Source organism: Populibacterium corticicola (genome assembly GCF_042683685.1).
In the GTDB taxonomy this organism is placed as follows: domain Bacteria; phylum Actinomycetota; class Actinomycetes; order Actinomycetales; family Cellulomonadaceae; genus Timonella; species Timonella corticicola.
Window position 1 is genome coordinate 323,673 of the sequence record NZ_JBHUOP010000001.1, and the last position, 18,782, is coordinate 342,454.

Consider the following 18,782-nt stretch of genomic DNA (forward strand, 5'->3'; position numbering starts at 1 on the left):
ACCTCAGATTTCCGACGATCCTCTGGCTTCCAGCATCACCTTGCGTTTGCTGGAAGCCAGGAAACTCGGTTGAAGAATCCGTAGGCTACTTTGCTCACTAGTTTTTGTTTTGTCGACGGATTTTCGCCCACATGAAGAGAGAGGCGACGCCGTCGAGGAAGAGCCAAGCGCCCAACAAATAGCCGACGATAGCGATCCACGTCTGTCCAAATGGTCCAACATCCATGATGCCGAGAACGATGAGCGCGATACCTGCAGCGACCATGCCAACCTCAATCAGGAGGGCAAGGGCAGGTCGGTCAAAATCTAGTTGGCGCATCCTGTCCGTGACTGACGTGCCCTCGGGCCGTTCAAGGAGTGCCTTGAAGTTAGCGGAACCGGCAGCGGTTCCCTGCTCGACGTGAACTGCGCCCGGTAAAGCCTTCGGGTTACTCCTACCTTTGAGGACCTCGGCAACATAATCAGGGAAATGAAGAGTCGCGCACACCTCGGAGACCTCGACTATGCGGTCACGGATGCTCAGTAGTTCAGCGAGTTTGTGACCGCTCGTGTCGGGTAGTCCGATCGCACGCGTCAGTTCGAGCACCTCAAAGAGGTCAGGGTTTGGATCGAGATTCTCGGCGTTGAGTTGGGCGATCAACTGTGTTTGCGCGTCAAACAGTGCGGGAACAGTGGTGTCAGATTCTGCGCGATGTGGTTGTGCCAGTGGCACGAACGGTTCACCGTTGAAAGATTCGGACGGCAAATACCAACCATTGCGCTCGGCGGCTATATCGAGGAGTTTCTGCCTCACGGAACCTGTAGCACGATCGGCGGAGTACCACCGAAGGAAGATACCGCCATCGTATTCAACCTCAACGATGGGACGATAGTTTGCGAACACGCGTGTAGCCGTTAGAACCCCCTCCGCAAATACGAGAGTTGGATCAAGCTCCGCACCCGTGGCGGTCGCGTTAACTGCCGTGACGGGAGCGCCAATGTGTAAAGAAATCTCGTGAGCGAGCGGTGTGAGCTGGTCTTGTGCAGATAGGGCGGGGTAGCGGTCTTCGCCATAGGTAGCGAAGACTATGCGCCGAAGTTCCGTGCCCTCGGGCTCATCTACTTTCGCGTCATCATCCAGTGGTGCGCTCTCTGTGTGTGGGCCTTCGGCATAGCAGGCGGCATCCAATGCGTTCAAGAGGCCGGAAACGGAAGCACCAGACGAGTGGGCGAGTTCCTGGACGAATGCTTCAAGGTTTGTCTGGCTGGCCAGAACCACCGACTCGCCGTTCCGACGAGGCACCACCACACCACGTTCACTGAACTTGGCCAGCAGCACCACCTCGACCGAATGCACATCGGTGGCGGCGCGGTTTACCGCACCCAAGAATCCTGCCTGAGCTAGCCCCTCGACGATTTGGGTGGGGGAGAGCGAACCATCGTCTGGTAGGTAAAAGTTGAGTTCAATGCGGGTATCTGACACGTGTGTTCCTTTGACGAGCCTAAACGGTGGCATAAATGTAACAGACCCCACCGACATCCGTCCGCAAACGCGTGTGGCCCCAGTTCCAGGGGAGGAATTGGGGCCACACGCTGTGGTTTAGCGCCCTGATGCAGGGCGAGTGTGTTGTAAGTTCTGGGCTGCATTCTCGACGAATCGAGACAAGTCAAGCGACTTTGATCCAAGGACAGATTGCCCGGACGCCAGCGTGTTGACCCGGACGACCACACCTTTGCGGCGTCGTGCAGCAACTATTTCCTGGGCTGTCGGCTTCTTCTCCATGTCGTACCTCAGTTTCTTCTTGTCTACCAAACTTACCGTACGAAGGGCTCGGATGATGTGAATCGTGCCCAAATTTCGGGAAGACGTGGCGCAATGACCACAACTGTCAGCAGTCCGTAACTGAACAAAATCCCGTTGACTATGAGCCAGAATTCAGGGGTACGCAGGTTGCCCGCGTACGAGGTCCCTTGGACGAAGAGCAGTAGTGCATTCATCAGTAGGATGGCCCGAAGAGGACGGTGAAGATACGTCTCTAACGCATTTTCGCGGGTACTGATGAGGAGCCCTAGGGCCGCGAGTGCTAGGCCGAAGAACAGTGCGGCAGAGTACTCCGTATTAGTTCGCAGCATCTCAACGCTGCCTGGTAGCGCGAAGGCGAGAACCGAGACAACAAGTCCAAGCAGCGTGGTGAGGGCCATCGAGAACCACGGTCCCGCGAGAGGTACTCGAACGTGAGCCTCTCCCACTTGTGGGCCAGCTTCAACGTACGCCGCATGGACATGCGCTATTGGATCTTGAGAGAAATCAATTGAAGAACCGTTGAATATATCTCCGTCGGGGATGGCCAGCGTGACACATGAGAGGGTAGTGGGGGTGTGAAACTCCAGATGGTATGACTGCGCAGCGTAGGGGGTAAGCATCGGAATATCGAAGATGAGTTCGCGGTAACCTAACGCCATTGCAAACTGGTCGAGGATGGAATGGGTTGTCGTGTCGACTCGCAGGTGATAGTCAAGTTTGATGATTTGGCGTGTGCCTAAGCGGTTCTCTGGTACAACAGCGAGCACAAGAAACTCACTTGCAAATTGCTTGAGTAGTGTCTGGCAGTTTTCTGGCAGCGTGTTCGGTTCCCAAAGTTGGTGGTCTGCGTCACACCCGTGATCGATCAGTTGTTGGGCGAGCCACAGCGCATCGTCTGGGTCTGCGGCGGCTAGTTGTTTCAGAACGCGGAGTATCTCCTCGGGCTCTGACAAGAATGTCACCTCAAAAAACTCTAGTACGGCGTATAGCGCGTGAGCCGTAATCTCTGAACTCTGACCCTTTCCGAGAATGGGGATTGATTATCCATCATCGAATCTGGCACTGAAACCACGTAGAGGGTCCTTTTTGAAGAGCGCTAGTGGCACGATGCTCGTCGGCTCGGCTTTTGTTCCAAGCCCGGGCATTATTTGTGTCCCGTGGAGTGAAGTACCGGTGCGCGGCGGGGTGCAATCGAGCGAGGAACGCATGTTTCCTCGTGCACCTGAAGCGGGACGGAACACATCGATTCTACGGTGCACCCAGAGATTCCAGTTGATGGTTTGAATGAGCACGGCTTCGCTGAGTTCTTGAAAACTCCGCTCGAAGACTTGGTCTACGTTATCGGTCATAGTTGGAGTTTCTTTCTGTCGGATGGCTCGGACCTTACACGTTCCGTACTTTGGCGGGGCAAATTGGGTGCGGTATTGTCTCGTATGGTGGCCCTTGATGGTTGATTGATGGGGGCTTCCAGCGTTGGGCCCACCGCAGCCGTTTCGGATGTGAGATCTCACATCTGGATTCTTGGGTATTAAGCGAGGTCGGCTAAGATCTTTGGGTGATTACAGGTGAACTTAAGTCCAAGGTCGATCGCGTCTGGGATGCGTTTTGGTCGGGCGGTATCAGCAACCCGTTGGAAGTTATCGAGCAGATCACGTATCTGCTGTATATGCGCCGGTTGGATATTGAGCAGACGCGTGCGGAGAGCAAAGCGAACGCCTTGGGTGAGCCGATTGAGAACCCGGTTTTTCTGCCGGAGCAGCAGCATCTGCGGTGGAGTCGGTTGAAGGATTTGAGTGCGGCTGAGATGCACGCACTGATTGGCGACGAGGTTTTTCCGTTCCTGCGTACGTTCCGCGGGGATGCGTCCACGTATGCGAGGCATATGCGTGATGCCCGGTACACGATTCCGACCTCGGCGTTGCTGGCCAAGGTTGTGGATGTGTTGGATACGATCCCGTTGGGTAATTCTGACGTGAACGGTGACCTGTATGAGTATATGTTGTCGAAGATTGCTTCGGCGGGTGTTAATGGTCAGTTCCGTACGCCGCGGCATGTCATTGAGTTGATGGTGCAGATGATGGACCCACAGCCGGGGGACGTGATCTGTGATCCTGCGGCGGGTACGGCTGGGTTCTTGGTGGAGGCCAGCACTCATGTTCGTGAACACTACCCAGAGTTTGCGCGCGATCCGAAGGCGTTGCGTCATTTTCATCATGCGATGTTTAACGGGTACGACTTCGATAACACGATGTTGCGTATCGGTTCGATGAACATGCAGATGCACGGTGTGCAGAACGCGAACATTTCGTATCGTGATTCGTTGTCGAATGATGCGGCGGCGGACCGTGGCAGGTATTCGCTGATTTTGGCGAACCCTCCGTTTGCTGGGTCGCTCGATTATGAGGCGACGGCGAATGATCTGCTTGCTGTGGCGAAGACGAAGAAGACTGAACTGCTGTTTTTGGCCTTGTTTTTGAAAGCACTCAAGATTGGTGGCCGTGCCGCGGTTGTCGTGCCCGATGGTGTGCTGTTTGGGTCGTCGAAGGCGCACAAGGATTTACGGAAGGCACTGGTTGAGGACCAGAAGCTTGATGGTGTGGTGAAACTTCCGTCGGGTGTGTTTAAGCCGTATGCGGGTGTTTCGACCGCGATCTTGTTCTTTACCCGGACCGAGTCTGGCGGTACGGATCATGTGTGGTTTTACGACGTTCAGGCAGACGGGTTCTCGCTTGATGACAAGCGTAATCCCATCGAAGCCAACGATCTACCTGATGTTCTGGCCCGTTGGAAGCAGCGTGACGGCAGCGAACTCGAACGTGCCCGTACGGAACGTAGTTTCTGCGTACCTAAGGCCGACATCGTTGCCCAGGGTTATGACTTGTCGATCAACCGGTACAAGGAGATCGTGCACGAAGAGGTTGAGCATCGCGCTCCGCTCGATATCATCGCCGACATCGAAGCACTCCAAACCGAAATCGCGACCGCCACCGCCGAACTCAAGGCGATGCTCTCATGAGGATGGTCAAACTCGGCGACGTCTGTTCATTTATCAGCGGTGGTACTCCTTCAAAGAAGAATCTGGACTTTTATGGAGGAGATATCCCTTGGGTTACTGGCGCTGATCTTTCGACTGACGGTTGGATTCACCCTAGGCACTTCATCACTACGGAAGCGGTGGCGCGGAGCGCTGCTTCTGTCGTAGAAGCAGGGACAGTTTTACTGGTAACCCGAACCGCAGTGGGAAAGGTCGTAGTCGCAGACCGGCCGTTGGCGTTTAGTCAAGATGTCACTGCGCTCAAGTCTGCTGAGTCTGTTGATACTAGATACTTAGTTCACTTTCTGCATAGTCAAGCAGAAAATCTAAAAGTGCAGAGTCGCGGTGCAACTATTAAGGGTGTTACCCGGGATGTGGTTAAAAACTTGCAACTGAGATTGCCGGAGTTGGAGGAGCAGCGGCGAATCGCGGCGATCTTGGACAAAGCCGACGAGGTTCGTGCGAAGCGCCAACAGATGCTCGACCACCTCGACACCCTCCCGCAGGCTATCTTCCACGACATGTTCGCGAATGCTGAAATGGTGGCGACGCTTGGTGAATTAGCAGTTGTTAGTTCAGGGATCACAAAAGGGCGTAAAAGCACAAGTGAACTGGTTGAGGTGCCTTATCTTGCGGTTTCAAATGTGCAAGCAGGTCACCTTAAACTTGACGTTGTTAAGACCATCGCTGCGAGTGAAATGGAAATACAACGATATATGCTTCGCGAAGGTGACGTGGTCCTTACAGAGGGTGGCGACCCCGACAAATTAGGTCGAGGAACCGTTTGGCGATCACAGATTCCTGTATGTATTCACCAGAATCACGTATTTAGAGTTAGGTTCCAAGACGATAGTAGAATTTTGCCGGATTTTTTTGCAGCCTTCCTTGACAGCCCAGACTGTCGAAAGTACTTCTTGAGGTCTGCGAAACAGACGACAGGTATAGCATCCATCAACATGACGCAACTTCGCGGTTTGCCAGTGGCAGTCCCGGAACCGAGTGAACAAAAATTATTCGTGCGTAGGATCGCGTTAGTTAATGAGTACCAGAACTTAGTGCAGCAACAATTGAGCCTAGATAGCGATGTCTTTGCTGCGTTGCAGGCGAAGGCATTCCGAGGCGAACTCTAACCTGCACACCCCTTCACTTCTCCTCATCAACACCCACACCTTTCACGATCACGCCAACCCTGATCCGATGTTGCGGTCGTGTCGGCGGTGTTGCCATAAACAATGGGGACAGTGTCGACAGGGCAGCAACATCGCATCTACCTTCAGCGATTGGGAGGGGCTAGGACGGCAGCAAGAGTTACTAAGGACCGCTTTGACTAGGTGAAATGGTAGGCCAGCGTAATGTCTTCCTTGCTTTGTCAGTGGGTCATCGTATGATCAAGAAGCCACCTGCACCAACCCTGTGTACCTGCACCGTTGACTACGGGTGACAGCGGGGGACTATGGGTGGCATCAGGGAATATGCGATGTAGGCGGAGAGGGCAGCGGATGAGTAACTTCGAGTTCGTGAATACAGCACTGCCCGGGCTCTACCAAGACTGTGCCCGCGCAGAAAGTTACGTCCACTCCGACCCTCGCACGTCGATTATTTACGCACGCCGTAGCGTCGAAGGGCTTGTCAACTACATCTACCAGCTCGAGAACCTACCTCTGCCATACCGGCAAGACATCTCAGCGCTCATGAATGCCGACCCATTTAGGCAACTCGCGGGCAGTCTAGTCGTAGACAAACTCAACATCATTCGTAGAACCGGCAACAAGGCCGTACACGATGACTCGCGGATCTCACGCAGCGAAGCACTCGGTGTCGTTTCTGAACTCTTCCACGTGCTTGTTTGGGCAACCCGGCATCACACACCTAGCCCCGAGCAAGCACCAAGCGGCAAAAAGTTCGATGCCAACCTCGCCCAAGAAGCAGCCGCACTATCGCCGGCGCAACGAAACCAGCTCGTCGCCAATTTTGAAGCCCAACAGAACAAACTCGAACAGCAACTACGCGAACACACGCTACGTACCCAAGAACAAGAAGCAGAGATCGCGCAACTACGTGCACAAATCAAGCAAGCCGCTACCAAACTCGCCAACCTGCCAGAGCACGACTACAACGAAGCCGAAACCCGTAAATGGATCATCGACCTCCAACTGCGCGAATCAGGCTGGAACGTAGACGCCGCCCAGGTGCGCGAATACCCGGTCGACAACATGCCAAACTACGCCGGAGTAGGAAAAATCGACTACGTGCTGTGGGGTGCAGACAAACGGCCACTAGCCGTCATCGAAGCGAAACGACTAGCAAAATCCGCGGCAGCAGCCCAACAACAAGCCAGCCTCTACGCCCAAGCACTCGGACAAAAATACGGGCGCGAACCCGTCATCTACTACGCCAACGGCTCCGAAACCTACCTGTGGGACAAAGCAAGCGGATACCCGCCACGCCGAGTCCAAGGGTACGCAACCCGCGACCAACTCGAACTCATGGTGGCGCGCCGCACCGCCAGGAAACCGCTCCACACTATCGACATCAACCCCGACATCGCTGGACGGTACTACCAAACCCGCGCCATCGAAGCGGTCAGTGACGCACTGGCAGGGCAGCGGCGCAAAGCACTGCTCGTCATGGCCACCGGATCGGGGAAAACCCGAACCGTCATCGCCCTCGTCGAGCGACTCCTTAAAGCCGGATGGGTCAAAAACGTCCTCTTCCTTGCAGACCGAACCGCGCTCGTCACCCAAGCCGTGAGCGCATTCAAAGACCAACTCCCCAGCGAACCCACCGTCAACCTATCCGGTGACGCAAGCGGCACAGGGCGGATCTACGCGGCCACCTACCAAACCATGATGAACCGTATCAACGAGTTCACACCCACCGGAGAGCGCAGGTTCGGCCCCAACTACTTTGACCTCGTCATCATCGACGAAGCCCACCGTTCCGTCTACGCAAAATTCGGTGCCATCTTCGACTGGTTCGACTCCTACCTAGTGGGACTAACCGCAACACCCAAAGACGAAGTCGATCACAACACCTACAACCTGTTCGAACTCGAAAGCGGCAACCCCACCGACGAATACTCCCTAGACCAAGCCGTAGACGACAAATACCTTGTGCCATCACTCGGAATGGCAGTAACCACCAAATTCCTATCCAACGGCATCAAATACGATGACCTCACGCCCGAAGAACGCGACGAATGGGACACCATCGACTGGGGGACCGAAGAAGCCCCAGACGAGATCACCTCCGAAGAACTCAACCGCTTCCTGTTCAACAAAGACACCATCGACCTCGTACTCGCCCAACTCATGAGCGAAGGGTACAAAGTTGCGGGCGGCGAACGACTCGGTAAGACCATCATCTTCGCCAAGAACCAGCTTCACGCCGAGTTCATCCAAGAGCGATTCAACGTTCAATACCCACACTACGCAGGTAAGTTCGCACGAGTAATCACCTACCAATCCTCATACGCACACACCCTCATCGATGACTTCAAAGCCGAAGACAAAAACCCACACATCGCTATCTCCGTAGACATGCTTGACACCGGGATCGACGTGCCCGAAGTAGTCAACCTCGTGTTCTTCAAACAGGTCCGATCCAAAGTGAAATTCTGGCAGATGATCGGACGCGGCACTCGCCTACGGCCAGACCTTTACGGCCCCGGACTCGATAAAACCGACTTCAAAGTGTTCGACTACTGCGGAAACCTCGAATACTTCTCCCAAACCCTGCCCGGAGCAACGGGGACCGTACCGAAATCACTGACTCAGAAGATTGTAGAATTTCGGATTGACTTAGCGTTTGCGCTCGGTGCCGGTCAACTCAACGTTGAGATGAAAGATCCCGAGATTCGTGAACTGCGCAACGGGATTCTCGACGATCTACACAGTTTCGTTGAAGGGATCGCTCCCGAGAACTTCCTTGTCCGTCCAAAACTTCCCATATTTGACCGATTCAAAGCGCGCACCGCGTGGAGTGCGCTCGTTGGTGGAGCCGGAGCGGAAAACGGAAGCAACATTGGTGAAGAATCAATAGACCCGCAAGAAGCAGCGGAACAAGCAAAAGAACTCTCGGGTCTCCCATCAGCCGTGCAACTTGGAGACTCAGACGCCAAACGATTCGACCTGCTTATCCTACGTCGGCAACACGCCCAGCTAACGGGGGACAATGTCCAAGCAGAGAAGATCCGCATTACAGTCCAAGACCTCGCAGCAAACCTGCTTACAAAAACAAACATCCCGGCAGTCGCAGAACAAGCTGAACTTCTAGAACAAGTAGTGAGTGACGACTGGTGGGTTAGCGTGACCCTCCCAATGCTTGAGCTGGTGCGCAAACGCATGCGCGGCCTACTACGCCTTGTGGAACCAGCGAGACGCAAGATCGTGTACACAGACTTTGAAGATGCAATAGGTGGCGGTGTTTCCGTGAGGCTCCCCGGAATCAGCATGAACGTCAACAAAGTACGCTTTCGGGCAAAGGTGCTGGCGTTCCTCAACGAACACGAAGCACACCCCGCCATCCTCAAACTGCGCTACAACGAGCCGCTCACCACGAGCGACCTGCACGGGCTCGAACTCGTCTTAGCTGACGCCGGAGGTGTTTCCGTCGACACAATCGCGGAACTCGCCCAGCAGAACGGAGGGCTTGCACTATTTGTGCGGTCAATCGTTGGACTTGAACGCTCTGCAATAGCGAAACAATTTGCCCAGTTCCTAGACCGCACGCATTTCAACGCCAACCAGATCCGATTCGTGGAACACGTCATCGATGAGTTAAGCGCCAACGGAGTCATGGAACCCAAACGCCTGTGGGAAGAACCATTCACCGATCCAGCCATGAGCGGACCAGAAGAACTATTTCCCGACGGGGAGTACACGCAGATCATCGAGTATTTGCGTCAAACTCGCGGAACCCTTGAAACCGGATCGTAAGGTTATAGGCTCGATGGGCTGAAATTGGTCCAAGTGCATGGAAAAACCATGCGTATCTGGACCAATTTCAGCCCATCGACGTTGACCAGTCGGGATAGCCGATAGTTGGAACCTCCCCAGTGATCGTAGGAAGCAACCGACAACACAACCCGGCCACCAGAACTCGGTGAGGATGTGCTGGTGGCCGGGGACTCGTCGGCAATGAGAGCACTACACGTGGTCGCGCCATGAATGTTGAGGTTCAAAGCCGAGCAACTCGCGGGCCTTGTCAATGGAGAACAACGTTTCGTTGTCCCCGAAACCTCCGGTGATCGGAGTGTCAGGGAAGACCTCCGCAATGAGTTCCGCGTTCGGACGGGTCATCACCGTGTCTGCATTCGCGATCAGGAAGTGATTGAACCCAAGGATCCTCTTCTCCAGAGCTTTCTGGACCGCTTGTGCACCATCGCGGGCATCAATGTAGGACCAGAGATTCCACTTACGCAATGTGGCGTCATCATTGAACGAGGGAAACTCCGCATAGTCCTCGGGCCACATAACATTGGAGAACCTGAGCGCGGTCAACGACAGATCGGGGAACCAGCGGACAAGTTCCACGGCCATGCGCTCCTCCAGTACCTTCACCAACGAATAGGTGGATTCTGGACGCGGAGGGTATGCCTCGTCTACTGGGATATATGGCGGGGGAGTATCGAAGGGAAGGCCCTGAACCGTCTCGCTCGATGCCGCGACAATGTTGCGAATTCCAAGACGGGTCGCCGCCCAGAAGACATTGAACGTCGCGGCAATGTTGTTGTGGAACGTTGACACGTCACTTTGAATGCCCGGGGCCGGAATGGCAGCCAGGTGAACGACAGCATCAATACCATCGTGTCGATCACCAACCGCCGTGAAAGCATCGACCACCTGGCCATAATCGGTGAAATCCACCTGAACAAAGCCAAACCCGCGCTGGCCGACCCTGTCCATGCCGATCACCTCGTAACCGGCGGCCTCAAGTTCGCGCACGACAACCGTGCCGAGTTTTCCGGATGACCCGGTCACTGCAATTCTCATAGTCACATCTTCACATGCGAAAGGCCTCGTGGGTACACACTGACCTATGTTGGACGTGCTGAGAGGCCGGGAGCTCGTGAAAGATGAAGGGTGGGTCGGCTCCAGAATCCTGGGAGCCGACCCGCCCGGTGTCAGTGAGTGTTAGTTGCGACTGCCGCGCACCTTGTGAGCGTTCGCACCCGACAGCGACGAAGAACTCGTACCGGTGATCCGGCGGACCTTACGGTCATCACCAGTGAGATTGGTGATCTGAGCCTCGGTTTCCTTCTCGTGATAGTGCCGGGCACTCTGGTTACGGTAACGCGCATACATGAACATGAAGTATGCGGGGCCAGAGAGCAGGAAGATGAGTTTGAGCCATTGGCCGTCTCCCTCCTCAATATTGATGGAAGCAGCAAGGTTCGCAGCATCCCCGACAGCGAGTACCGAGTCCGCCACGGTAGCAAGGTCAAACAGAATAGACATGATCTCCTCCTACCAGACCAGAATCGTTGCGATGATGCCGAACACCTCGGCGACGCAGGCCGCAGCAAACAGGCGTCCCATGTTGACCGGGATCGAGCCCATGGTCTCACCCGTTCGCCCATTGACTGCGATGTAGTGCAGCAGTTCGTTGCCGTTCGACTTCTTCTCGTAGTAGCTGTAGAGCCACACGGGAAGGTACGCGCTGATCCACCGTTCACCGATGACGTCGAGGTTCTCCTGGTCCCATCGCACCCCGCGGTCGTACTTCTTGAGTGACGGCCGCACGAGGTGACGCCCGATGTCTGCGGACTGGAGGTGTGCCAGCTCGGCGAGTCCATCGATGTTGGTGTCACGCTTTTGCGAGCTGAATCCGGACAGATAGTTCGGGTTGAACCGGACGATGTTCTTGGTATCGAACGGCATGATCGAGTTGATGATGTTGTTGGTGTTCTTCGAGTTGTCGATGTTCCCCTTCTCGGAGGAGGACTCGAGGGTCAGATCATCAACCTGAACATCGAACTGGCGGGCAACGGAGTACACGTCCACGTCGTAGACGGTGCGTTTGTTGTCGTCTGTTCCGACCGTGTAGCGGCGGATCTCCTCCTCGCCGACGCCCTGTAGGTGCATGCGGGCGTTGACGTCAACGATCATGTACGGCAGGTACACGCCCATGACGTTCTCTGCCTTGAACTCCTGCTTGAACTTGCGCAGTGCGAAGAACTTCCGGGAGTCCACGAACTTCTGGATGTTCTGCATCGCCACCTCTTTGGGCAATGAGAAGGGAAGAACCGCATCGGGAACAGCGCCGTTTGGGATCTGCTCCTGAACGGACAGGGTGTGCCTGCACCAGTGGCAGCGTGCCTGCATGGCGTGCTCGGTGTCGATGACGACCTCTGCGCCGCATGCGGAACACTTGAACGACACGATCTGCGAGACATCCGGGATGATCTCGGCTGAACCTGATCCGATGTGGATTCCACGCAGTTCGTGTACGGGGGTGTTGAGGTTGTAGGCGTCGACCGCGCTCTCAGATTGCCACTCGAACCGACAGAAATTGCAGTACAGACTTGCTTTGGCGACTGAGAAGCCGATGTCCGTGGAGCCACACTTCGCGCAGCGGACGAGTCCGTCCTTGCCACCGGTTTGGGTTTCGATGACTGATGGGCCGTCGTGTTCCTCGTAAACGATCTCAGGTGCCTCGCCCGGGGCATATCCGGCCTCAGACTCCTGCCTGCGTGTTTCTTTTACCTGGTCCCAGGTCGCGTCTTTGAAATCCTCCTTGTTCGGCTCCGCTGGAGCCTGAGGTGCATAGTCATCGTGTCCATAGGGGGCAGGCTGCTGGTAGGGCTGCCCCGCGGCGGCCGCATCCCCGTGCGGGGGTTGCGGCACGCCGCCGTTGGTTGGCTGAGTCACGTTGGTCCCTTACAGTCCAAGTGCCTTGGCTTTTGCCGCCTCGAATTCCTCTTGGGAGATGATTCCCTGATCGGCAAGTGTCTTGAGTTGGGTGAGCTTGGCGACGAGATCATCGCCGCCTGCACCCTGCGCTGGTGGCTGCTCGGCTGGTGCTGCCTGTTGTGGGCTTGGTTGTTGCGGAGGTACCTGCTGGTAGGTCTGCTGGCCTTGCGGCTGTTGCGTTCCGCCCATGACACCGCCTGCAGCATTCATGCCCATGCCCATGAATGCCAATCCTGCTGCTCCGCCACCGCTTTCACCGGCAGCTTGCATACCGCGTGCGACGCTTTGCTGCATGAAGGAGTTCCCACGGTTTCCGGACAGGGCGTCTGCCTTCTTGACATCGGACAGCAGCGCACGGGTGTCCTCGTCGTATTCGATGGCCTGGAGAGCGACCTTGACGATTGTCAGACCACGATCGGTGGTCCAGTTGTATCCCTCTTCCACTGCTGCGCTGAGCGATTGGGCAAACCCGATGGCATCGCCTTGGATGCGCGTGATGCGGTTTCCCTTGGACGGGTCGTTTGTGTAGTGCGAGAACGCTGCCGAAAGCGAAGAGACAACCTCGTTGAACAGTTGCGCTCCGGCTGGGTTGTCGAAGTCTGAGAAGTCAAAGTGTGGGGAGTTCGGCTGCAGGTATGCGGCTGGTACGAACTGCTTGGTGAACAGCAGCGGGTCCACGATCCGAAGCGTGTAGGTTCCGCGGGTGATCGCACCGACCTGGGCGCCAAGATAGGCGTCATCCCAGTAGATCTCGGACTGGGTGCCAAACCGGTTGTTCGGGATTTCCTTGAGGTTCACGTAGAACACTGCCTGTTGAGCGCCCGGCTGCCCACCGAACTTGAAGCGCTCCCATGAGGCGGTGATGAGCGGGCTGACGATTCCGTTGCCTGCGAAGATCGACTGGGAGGCAGGGTCGTTTGACCGCCATTCGTAACCACCTGGTTCCGCGATGAAGCCGGTGAATGCGCCACCCTCCATCGTGATGAGCGAGTATCCCTCCGGCACGAAGATGCGCGTGCCGTTCGTAATGATGTTGTCCGAACCCTTTGTGTTCGACCCGCGTCCAGCGTTCTGCCCCTTCATTTGACCTGGGAAGATCGCTGAGGTTGGGGTGATGTTGTCTGGAACGGTGATGAAATCTAGCCACTGGTCGGCAAACGTGCCACCGATCGAGTCGATGGCTGCCTTGATGAAGCCCATGTGAATCTCCTGATTACCGTAGACCGGAACCCACCCGGGAGCGGGTCGTGAGAACAGTCTTCTCCCACTGACGTTAATTATTGCCTGTTCTTGGTCAAATAGTGAATCTTATTTTGTGTTTGTCTTGTTGTGAGCTGGTGGTGATGACGGAAGGTGGGGAATCTCCCGCGCGTGATACTTGATGAGTCGAAACGATTCGATATCCTTGCATGAGTCTACGCCGAATCACGAACTCGTTACGGACAAAGTAGTGCAGCGCAGTGTAGGGGTTTCGTGGAGCAAACTCCTGCCGGAGCGCAAAGGACGTAGTTCGTAACTAACAAGCAAAGGTACTCGCGCCATGTCCACCCCTGCCGCAGTTGATGAGATCGCCCGCTTTGCGGGGACAAAGCGGGCCAGCTACTCCTCAACCATCGTCTTGGCGATCAACAACAACATCGCACCGCTGTTCTTCATCATCTTCCACGTCCAGTTCGACATACCAATCGCACAGTTGGGGTTGCTTGCCGCATTGAACTTTGGCGTGCAGTTCGCAACTGACTTTGTTGCGATGTTCTTTGTGGACCGGATCGGATATAGGGCGCCGATGGTGTGGGCCAATGCCTTGTCGGCCGTGGGGCTCGCAGGACTCGGTGTCTTCCCTCTCCTTATGGACAGCACCTTCCTCGCCCTGTGCTTGGCGGTTGCGATCTACGCGGTAGGTGGCGGACTACTCGAGGTGCTGGCAAGCCCGATCATCGAGCACCTGCCGACCCCGGCACACAAAAAGGCGTCCGCCATGGCCTTCCTGCACTCCTTCTACTGCTGGGGTCAACTCCTCGTGGTCGTCGCCACCACACTGCTCGTGTCGGTATTGGGGCGTGACCTGTGGTGGACGCTGCCAATCATGTGGGCGGTCATCCCTGTCATCAACGCAATCGCCTTTACCCGCGTCCCGCTGCCGGATACCGTGTCAGCCGATGAGCGCATGTCGATTCGTTCTCTCCTCGGAACTCCTCTCTTCCTCGCCGCCCTCGTGCTGATGATGACCGGTGGGGCAGCGGAACTCACGATGGTGCAGTGGGCGTCGTTCTTCGCCGAGCGGGGCGTGGGCGTTTCCAAGGAGGTGGGAGACCTACTGGGCGTTGGACTCTTTGCACTGCTGATGGGGATCGTCCGGTTCGCCTATGGCATGTGGGGTGAGAATCTCTCGCTGCCCAAACTACTCGGCTGGTCCGGTGTCGGTGCGGGGATCAGTTACATCGTCGCCGCGACCTCGAATGTCCCACTCATCAGCCTCCTGGCCTGCGCGGTGTGCGGTGCGATGATTGCACTGCTGTGGCCGGGAACGATGTCGCTCACCTCCGCGAAGTTCCCATACGGTGGTGCCGCAATGTTTGCGATACTGGCGCTCGCTGGTGACGGCGGTGCATCACTTGGGCCAGCACTTGCCGGTGGTATTGCGGAGCAAGCCCACACGGCGTTCGCCCCAATCGCTGAGGCTCTTCCTGATGACGGTGGGTCTGGACTGCGTACGGCGTTGCTGTTGTGCGCCTTGATCCCGTTCGTCTTCTCGATCACCGTGTGGCGGTTTGCAAAGGCCCAGGCAAAGACCGACTGAATCTGCTCAACGTAACAAACAGTCCTGCCGACTGGCTCAAGTGCAAGGCGGCAGGACTGTCGTGAACCACTACTCGGCGAGGCTCTCGAGTTTGCGTGCGACTCGGCGGAGTGCTGACTTTCGCTTTCTCTCGAGTTTCCCGTCAACCGTCAGGGGGAACTCATGAGATGCAAGCGCCTTCTTCGCGGTCTTGGCCTGGAACTCAGGATTGCGCAGGCGTTGCACCCGACTGTATGCCTGGCTCTGAGCCTCGGGGTCACGGGCTGCGAGTGATCGTACGGGTTCAATGAGGTTGAGTTCCTCGATACGTGCGTCGTATTCCGGGTTCGCCTTGCCCTCCTCATAAACATGAGACAGCCCATTTTCTGTGAGAAACGCAGCGAAACGCTCGAAATTAGCGGCCTGATTCCTGTTGAAGGCGGTGTAGTCCGCCTCCTCGTAGAACTCGGCGGCGTCTTTGCGTCCAGCCAGATCGGGAACCTTGATGTGCGGGATGTCGTGATACTCCGCGAGTTCGTGGGTACGTGAATCGTGGGCGAGGACGAATGCCGGGGTACCGGAGATGAGCGCTGCGATATTGCCGTGGATTCGGGTTCCGAAGGCGAAGTCACGCGTTGCCAGATAGTTTGTCCACGAGTGGCTGTCCACAAAGAACCGCATCTTGTCTTCAAGATAGAGCGGATGTTGAACGTGTATGGGGAGCTTGGGGTTCTTGTACTGAGGGTTCGCCTTGCCCCACATCATCATCGCGAGGTCGTTTGAGACCTGTGGGATGTAGGTCAGATCGTTGTAGTGCTTGGCGTGGTGTAACGAGATTGGACCCATCTCAGGAACATACGGGGTCAGGTTCATCGTGACCGCGGAATCCGCAGTGATGGTCTCAACCTTTTTGTTGACCTGGTGCTCTGGGCCAAACTTGAACAGCGATGGGCAGCCAATAATCCTGACGACATCGTCCCCGTATCCGAGTTTGCTCAGAAACTCCGCAGTGTAGTTTCCGCGCACGCCGATTGAGGCGCTTCGTGCCAGCACCGCACGCATGAACCTGTTGACCTCGTCGGCGAGTTCTCCCTCGACGTGGGGGATCGGGTCGTTCAGGGTTCCCTTCCCACCGGTTACACCCACGCCGACAACCGTGACCGGGATGTCGAGTTGCTCGATGACGTTGGTGAGGCGCTTGAGGTTGTTGAGGAACGAACCGCGAAACGCATTGGCCATGGGGATCACAAAATGATCGAACTCGTTGTTGATCCGTTTGATGTAGGAGCCTGGAACCTCGATGCGCTCGGTCAGGAACGCGTTGGTGCGGATTTCGGTGTCGGGTGTGGCCAGCAGACGGTGAACTGAATCGCTGAAGATGAAGTTTCCGACGTTCGAGCCCCACACGCCGGAGGAGAATCCTTCGAGTGAGACTTCAGGGGAGAGTTGGGTGAAAGGGGACTTGCCTGCTCGCAGGAGAATTCGTGTCATCGTTTTGTGTGGCTCTTAGGTTCGGTGTGAGTCGGGTCTGTGTCAGTGCGTGCGTTGTGCGGCGTAAGCGGCTGCCCCAGAGATTCCGGCCGCGTTGCGCAACTCGGCGGGGATAACCTTGGCGTGCAGGTTGAGGAGTGGCAGGAACTTCTGGTGGTGCTTGGACACGCCTCCACCGATTACGATGAGGTCTGGTGCCAGCAACATCTCAACATGGGAGAAGTAGCGTTGCAGACGTGCGGCCCACTCATCCCAGTCAAGGTTTTCACGGTCTCGGGCTGAGTCTGCTGCCCGGGTCTCGGCGTCGTGCCCGTCAAGTTCTAGGTGTCCAAGTTCCGTGTTTGGCAGGAGAACGCCGTCCACGATGATCGCCGACCCGATTCCGGTACCAAGCGTTGCCAGTAGGACAACGCCTTCAGCGCCCTTGGCCGCACCGTAGGCGACTTCTCCGAATCCGGCTGCGTCGGCGTCGTTCACAGCGATGACTGGACGTCCTATGCGGGCGGAGACGACCTCTTCGAGGTTGACGCCCTTCCATGATTGATCGAGATTGGCGATGTGTCGGATCACGCCGTGATAGAGGGGCGCAGGGAACGCAACACCGATTGGGACATCTGGAGCTAGGTCGAACTCGTCAACGAGTTCAGCGATGACCTCGCAGACCGCCTCGGGAGTGGACGCCTCTGGCGTGGGGATACGAACGCGTTCAGCGATGAACTCACCAGTCTCGAGGTCAACTGGGGCGCCTTTGATGCCGCTTCCGCCGATGTCGATTCCGAACGCAATCTTGCTGTGCTTGCTCATGGCAGGGTCAATACCTCCACACCAGTTTCCGTTACTACCATTGTGTGCTCGAACTGAGCCGTGCGTTTGCGGTCACGGGTGACCACTGTCCAGCCGTCATCCCATACCTCGCCCTCGTAGGTGCCAAGGGTCAGCATGGGTTCGATGGTAAAGACCATACCCGGCTCGATGATCGTGTCATAAAGTGGCGCGGCATCAAAGTGCGGAATGATGAGTCCGGTGTGGAAGGCCTCGCCCACGCCATGCCCGGTGTAGTCGCGCACCGAACCGTATCCGAAGCGGGCCGCGTACTTCTCGATGACACGACCAATCACGTTGACCTCGCGGCCCGGCTTGACTGCTTTGATACCGCGGTTGAGTGCTTCTCGGGTGCGCTCGATCAGGAGGTGAGATTCCTCGTCGATCTCGCCGACCCCGAAGGTCGCGTTGTTGTCCCCATGGACACCGTGGATGTAGGCGGTGATGTCGATGTTGACGATGTCGCCTTCGACGAGCACCGTGTCGTCCGGGATTCCATGGCAGATGACCTCATTGATGGACGCGCACAGCGACTTGGGGAATCCGCGGTATCCGAGCGTTGACGGGTAGGCATTGTGATCGAGCAGGAACTCGTGTCCGATGCGGTCGAGTTCGTCTGTCGTCACACCTGGTGCGACGGCTTTCCCCACCTCTTGGAGGGCCTGCGCGGCGATTTTCCCGGCAACGCGAATCTTCTCGATGACCTCGGGGGCGACCACATCGTTTCCTGTGTACCGGGAGGGTCCTGGCTTGCCCACGTATTCGGGTCGTGCGATGTGTGGGGGAACGGGGAGTTGTGGGGAGACTCTACCGGGAGTGAGAGAGGCGGTTGTGGTGCGCTGAACAGACATGCCCACCATTCTAATTGCCCCAGCAGTAGTTGCGGACAAAGTAGTGAAGTGGAGTGTAGGGGTCTCGCGTAGCGGGCCCCTGCCGGAACGGTAACGGATGAAAGTTTGT

14 protein-coding genes are annotated in these 18,782 nt (G+C 56.4%); 4 read left to right on the top strand and 10 right to left on the bottom strand.

The window, feature by feature from the left end; genetic code table 11:
- Positions 1–97 precede the first annotated feature (97 nt).
- From ACFSYH_RS01455 to ACFSYH_RS01465, 3 genes are all read right to left on the bottom strand, one after another.
- Positions 98–1,462: a hypothetical protein gene (locus tag ACFSYH_RS01455; RefSeq protein WP_377464670.1), complete on the bottom strand. Its 1,365-nt coding sequence runs from the start codon at positions 1,460–1,462 to the stop codon at positions 98–100.
- A gap of 332 nt (positions 1,463–1,794) precedes the next feature.
- Positions 1,795–2,745, bottom strand: a complete 951-nt coding sequence (locus ACFSYH_RS01460; protein WP_377464672.1) for a hypothetical protein — start codon at positions 2,743–2,745, stop codon at positions 1,795–1,797.
- Between the two features lie 78 nt (positions 2,746–2,823).
- Positions 2,824–3,132, bottom strand: a complete 309-nt coding sequence (locus ACFSYH_RS01465; protein ID WP_377464673.1) for a hypothetical protein — start codon at positions 3,130–3,132, stop codon at positions 2,824–2,826.
- A 206-nt stretch (positions 3,133–3,338) separates the two neighbouring features.
- Here ACFSYH_RS01465 and ACFSYH_RS01470 point away from each other — a divergent pair, with 206 nt between their 5' ends.
- The 3 genes from ACFSYH_RS01470 (at position 3,339) to ACFSYH_RS01480 (ending at position 9,754) form a co-directional block, all read left to right on the top strand.
- Complete coding sequence (locus ACFSYH_RS01470; protein WP_377464675.1) at positions 3,339–4,799, top strand: type I restriction-modification system subunit M; 1,461 nt, start codon at positions 3,339–3,341, stop codon at positions 4,797–4,799.
- Positions 4,800–4,801: 2 nt separating this feature from the next.
- Positions 4,802–5,947, top strand: a complete 1,146-nt coding sequence (locus ACFSYH_RS01475; protein ID WP_377464676.1) for a restriction endonuclease subunit S — start codon at positions 4,802–4,804, stop codon at positions 5,945–5,947.
- Between the two features lie 369 nt (positions 5,948–6,316).
- The gene (locus ACFSYH_RS01480; protein WP_377464677.1) at positions 6,317–9,754 is read left to right on the top strand and encodes a DEAD/DEAH box helicase family protein; all 3,438 of its coding nucleotides are present in this window, start codon (positions 6,317–6,319) and stop codon (positions 9,752–9,754) included.
- Between the two features lie 210 nt (positions 9,755–9,964).
- On the opposite strand, the gene ACFSYH_RS01485 is transcribed toward ACFSYH_RS01480, so the two are convergent.
- The 4 genes from ACFSYH_RS01485 to ACFSYH_RS01500 form a co-directional block, all read right to left on the bottom strand.
- Complete coding sequence (locus ACFSYH_RS01485) at positions 9,965–10,810, bottom strand: NAD-dependent epimerase/dehydratase family protein (protein ID WP_377464678.1); 846 nt, start codon at positions 10,808–10,810, stop codon at positions 9,965–9,967.
- A 141-nt stretch (positions 10,811–10,951) separates the two neighbouring features.
- Positions 10,952–11,275 carry a hypothetical protein gene (locus tag ACFSYH_RS01490; RefSeq protein WP_377464679.1) on the bottom strand — a complete coding sequence of 108 codons (324 nt, stop codon included), beginning with the start codon at positions 11,273–11,275 and terminating at the stop codon, positions 10,952–10,954.
- Between the two features lie 9 nt (positions 11,276–11,284).
- The gene (locus ACFSYH_RS01495; protein WP_377464680.1) at positions 11,285–12,688 is read right to left on the bottom strand and encodes a TFIIB-type zinc ribbon-containing protein; all 1,404 of its coding nucleotides are present in this window, start codon (positions 12,686–12,688) and stop codon (positions 11,285–11,287) included.
- Positions 12,689–12,697: 9 nt separating this feature from the next.
- Entirely contained in the window at positions 12,698–13,930 is a 1,233-nt protein-coding gene (locus tag ACFSYH_RS01500; protein WP_377464681.1) for an SHOCT domain-containing protein, read from the bottom strand.
- Positions 13,931–14,270: 340 nt separating this feature from the next.
- Here ACFSYH_RS01500 and ACFSYH_RS01505 point away from each other — a divergent pair, with 340 nt between their 5' ends.
- Positions 14,271–15,530, top strand: coding sequence for an MFS transporter (locus tag ACFSYH_RS01505; protein WP_377464682.1), 1,260 nt, complete (start codon positions 14,271–14,273; stop codon positions 15,528–15,530).
- Positions 15,531–15,599: 69 nt separating this feature from the next.
- On the opposite strand, the gene ACFSYH_RS01510 is transcribed toward ACFSYH_RS01505, so the two are convergent.
- Genes ACFSYH_RS01510 through map form a run of 3 tightly spaced genes read right to left on the bottom strand, consistent with a single transcriptional unit; the run spans position 15,600 to position 18,673 of the window.
- Positions 15,600–17,000 carry a polysaccharide pyruvyl transferase family protein gene (locus ACFSYH_RS01510; RefSeq protein ID WP_377464683.1) on the bottom strand — a complete coding sequence of 467 codons (1,401 nt, stop codon included), beginning with the start codon at positions 16,998–17,000 and terminating at the stop codon, positions 15,600–15,602.
- Between the two features lie 42 nt (positions 17,001–17,042).
- On the bottom strand, positions 17,043–17,804 hold the full coding sequence (gene ppgK / locus ACFSYH_RS01515) for a polyphosphate--glucose phosphotransferase (protein WP_377464684.1): 762 nt from the start codon (positions 17,802–17,804) through the stop codon (positions 17,043–17,045).
- Positions 17,801–18,673: a type I methionyl aminopeptidase gene (gene map / locus ACFSYH_RS01520; protein ID WP_377464685.1), complete on the bottom strand. Its 873-nt coding sequence runs from the start codon at positions 18,671–18,673 to the stop codon at positions 17,801–17,803. Before map ends, ppgK begins: the two co-directional genes overlap by 4 nt.
- Positions 18,674–18,782: the final 109 nt, after the last annotated feature.

Bases quoted from the DNA above. Each gene is read 5' to 3' on its own strand.
- ppgK (WP_377464684.1), bottom strand. From the start codon at position 17,804: ATGAGCAAGCACAGCAAGATTGCGTTCGGAATCGACATCGGCGGAAGC.
- map (WP_377464685.1), bottom strand. From the start codon at position 18,673: ATGTCTGTTCAGCGCACCACAACCGCCTCTCTCACTCCCGGTAGAGTC.
- ACFSYH_RS01475 (WP_377464676.1), top strand. From the start codon at position 4,802: ATGGTCAAACTCGGCGACGTCTGTTCATTTATCAGCGGTGGTACTCCT.
- ACFSYH_RS01490 (WP_377464679.1), bottom strand. From the start codon at position 11,275: ATGTCTATTCTGTTTGACCTTGCTACCGTGGCGGACTCGGTACTCGCT.
- ACFSYH_RS01510 (WP_377464683.1), bottom strand. From the start codon at position 17,000: ATGACACGAATTCTCCTGCGAGCAGGCAAGTCCCCTTTCACCCAACTC.
- ACFSYH_RS01480 (WP_377464677.1), top strand. From the start codon at position 6,317: ATGAGTAACTTCGAGTTCGTGAATACAGCACTGCCCGGGCTCTACCAA.
- ACFSYH_RS01465 (WP_377464673.1), bottom strand. From the start codon at position 3,132: ATGACCGATAACGTAGACCAAGTCTTCGAGCGGAGTTTTCAAGAACTC.
- ACFSYH_RS01485 (WP_377464678.1), bottom strand. From the start codon at position 10,810: ATGAGAATTGCAGTGACCGGGTCATCCGGAAAACTCGGCACGGTTGTC.
- ACFSYH_RS01505 (WP_377464682.1), top strand. From the start codon at position 14,271: ATGTCCACCCCTGCCGCAGTTGATGAGATCGCCCGCTTTGCGGGGACA.
- ACFSYH_RS01500 (WP_377464681.1), bottom strand. From the start codon at position 13,930: ATGGGCTTCATCAAGGCAGCCATCGACTCGATCGGTGGCACGTTTGCC.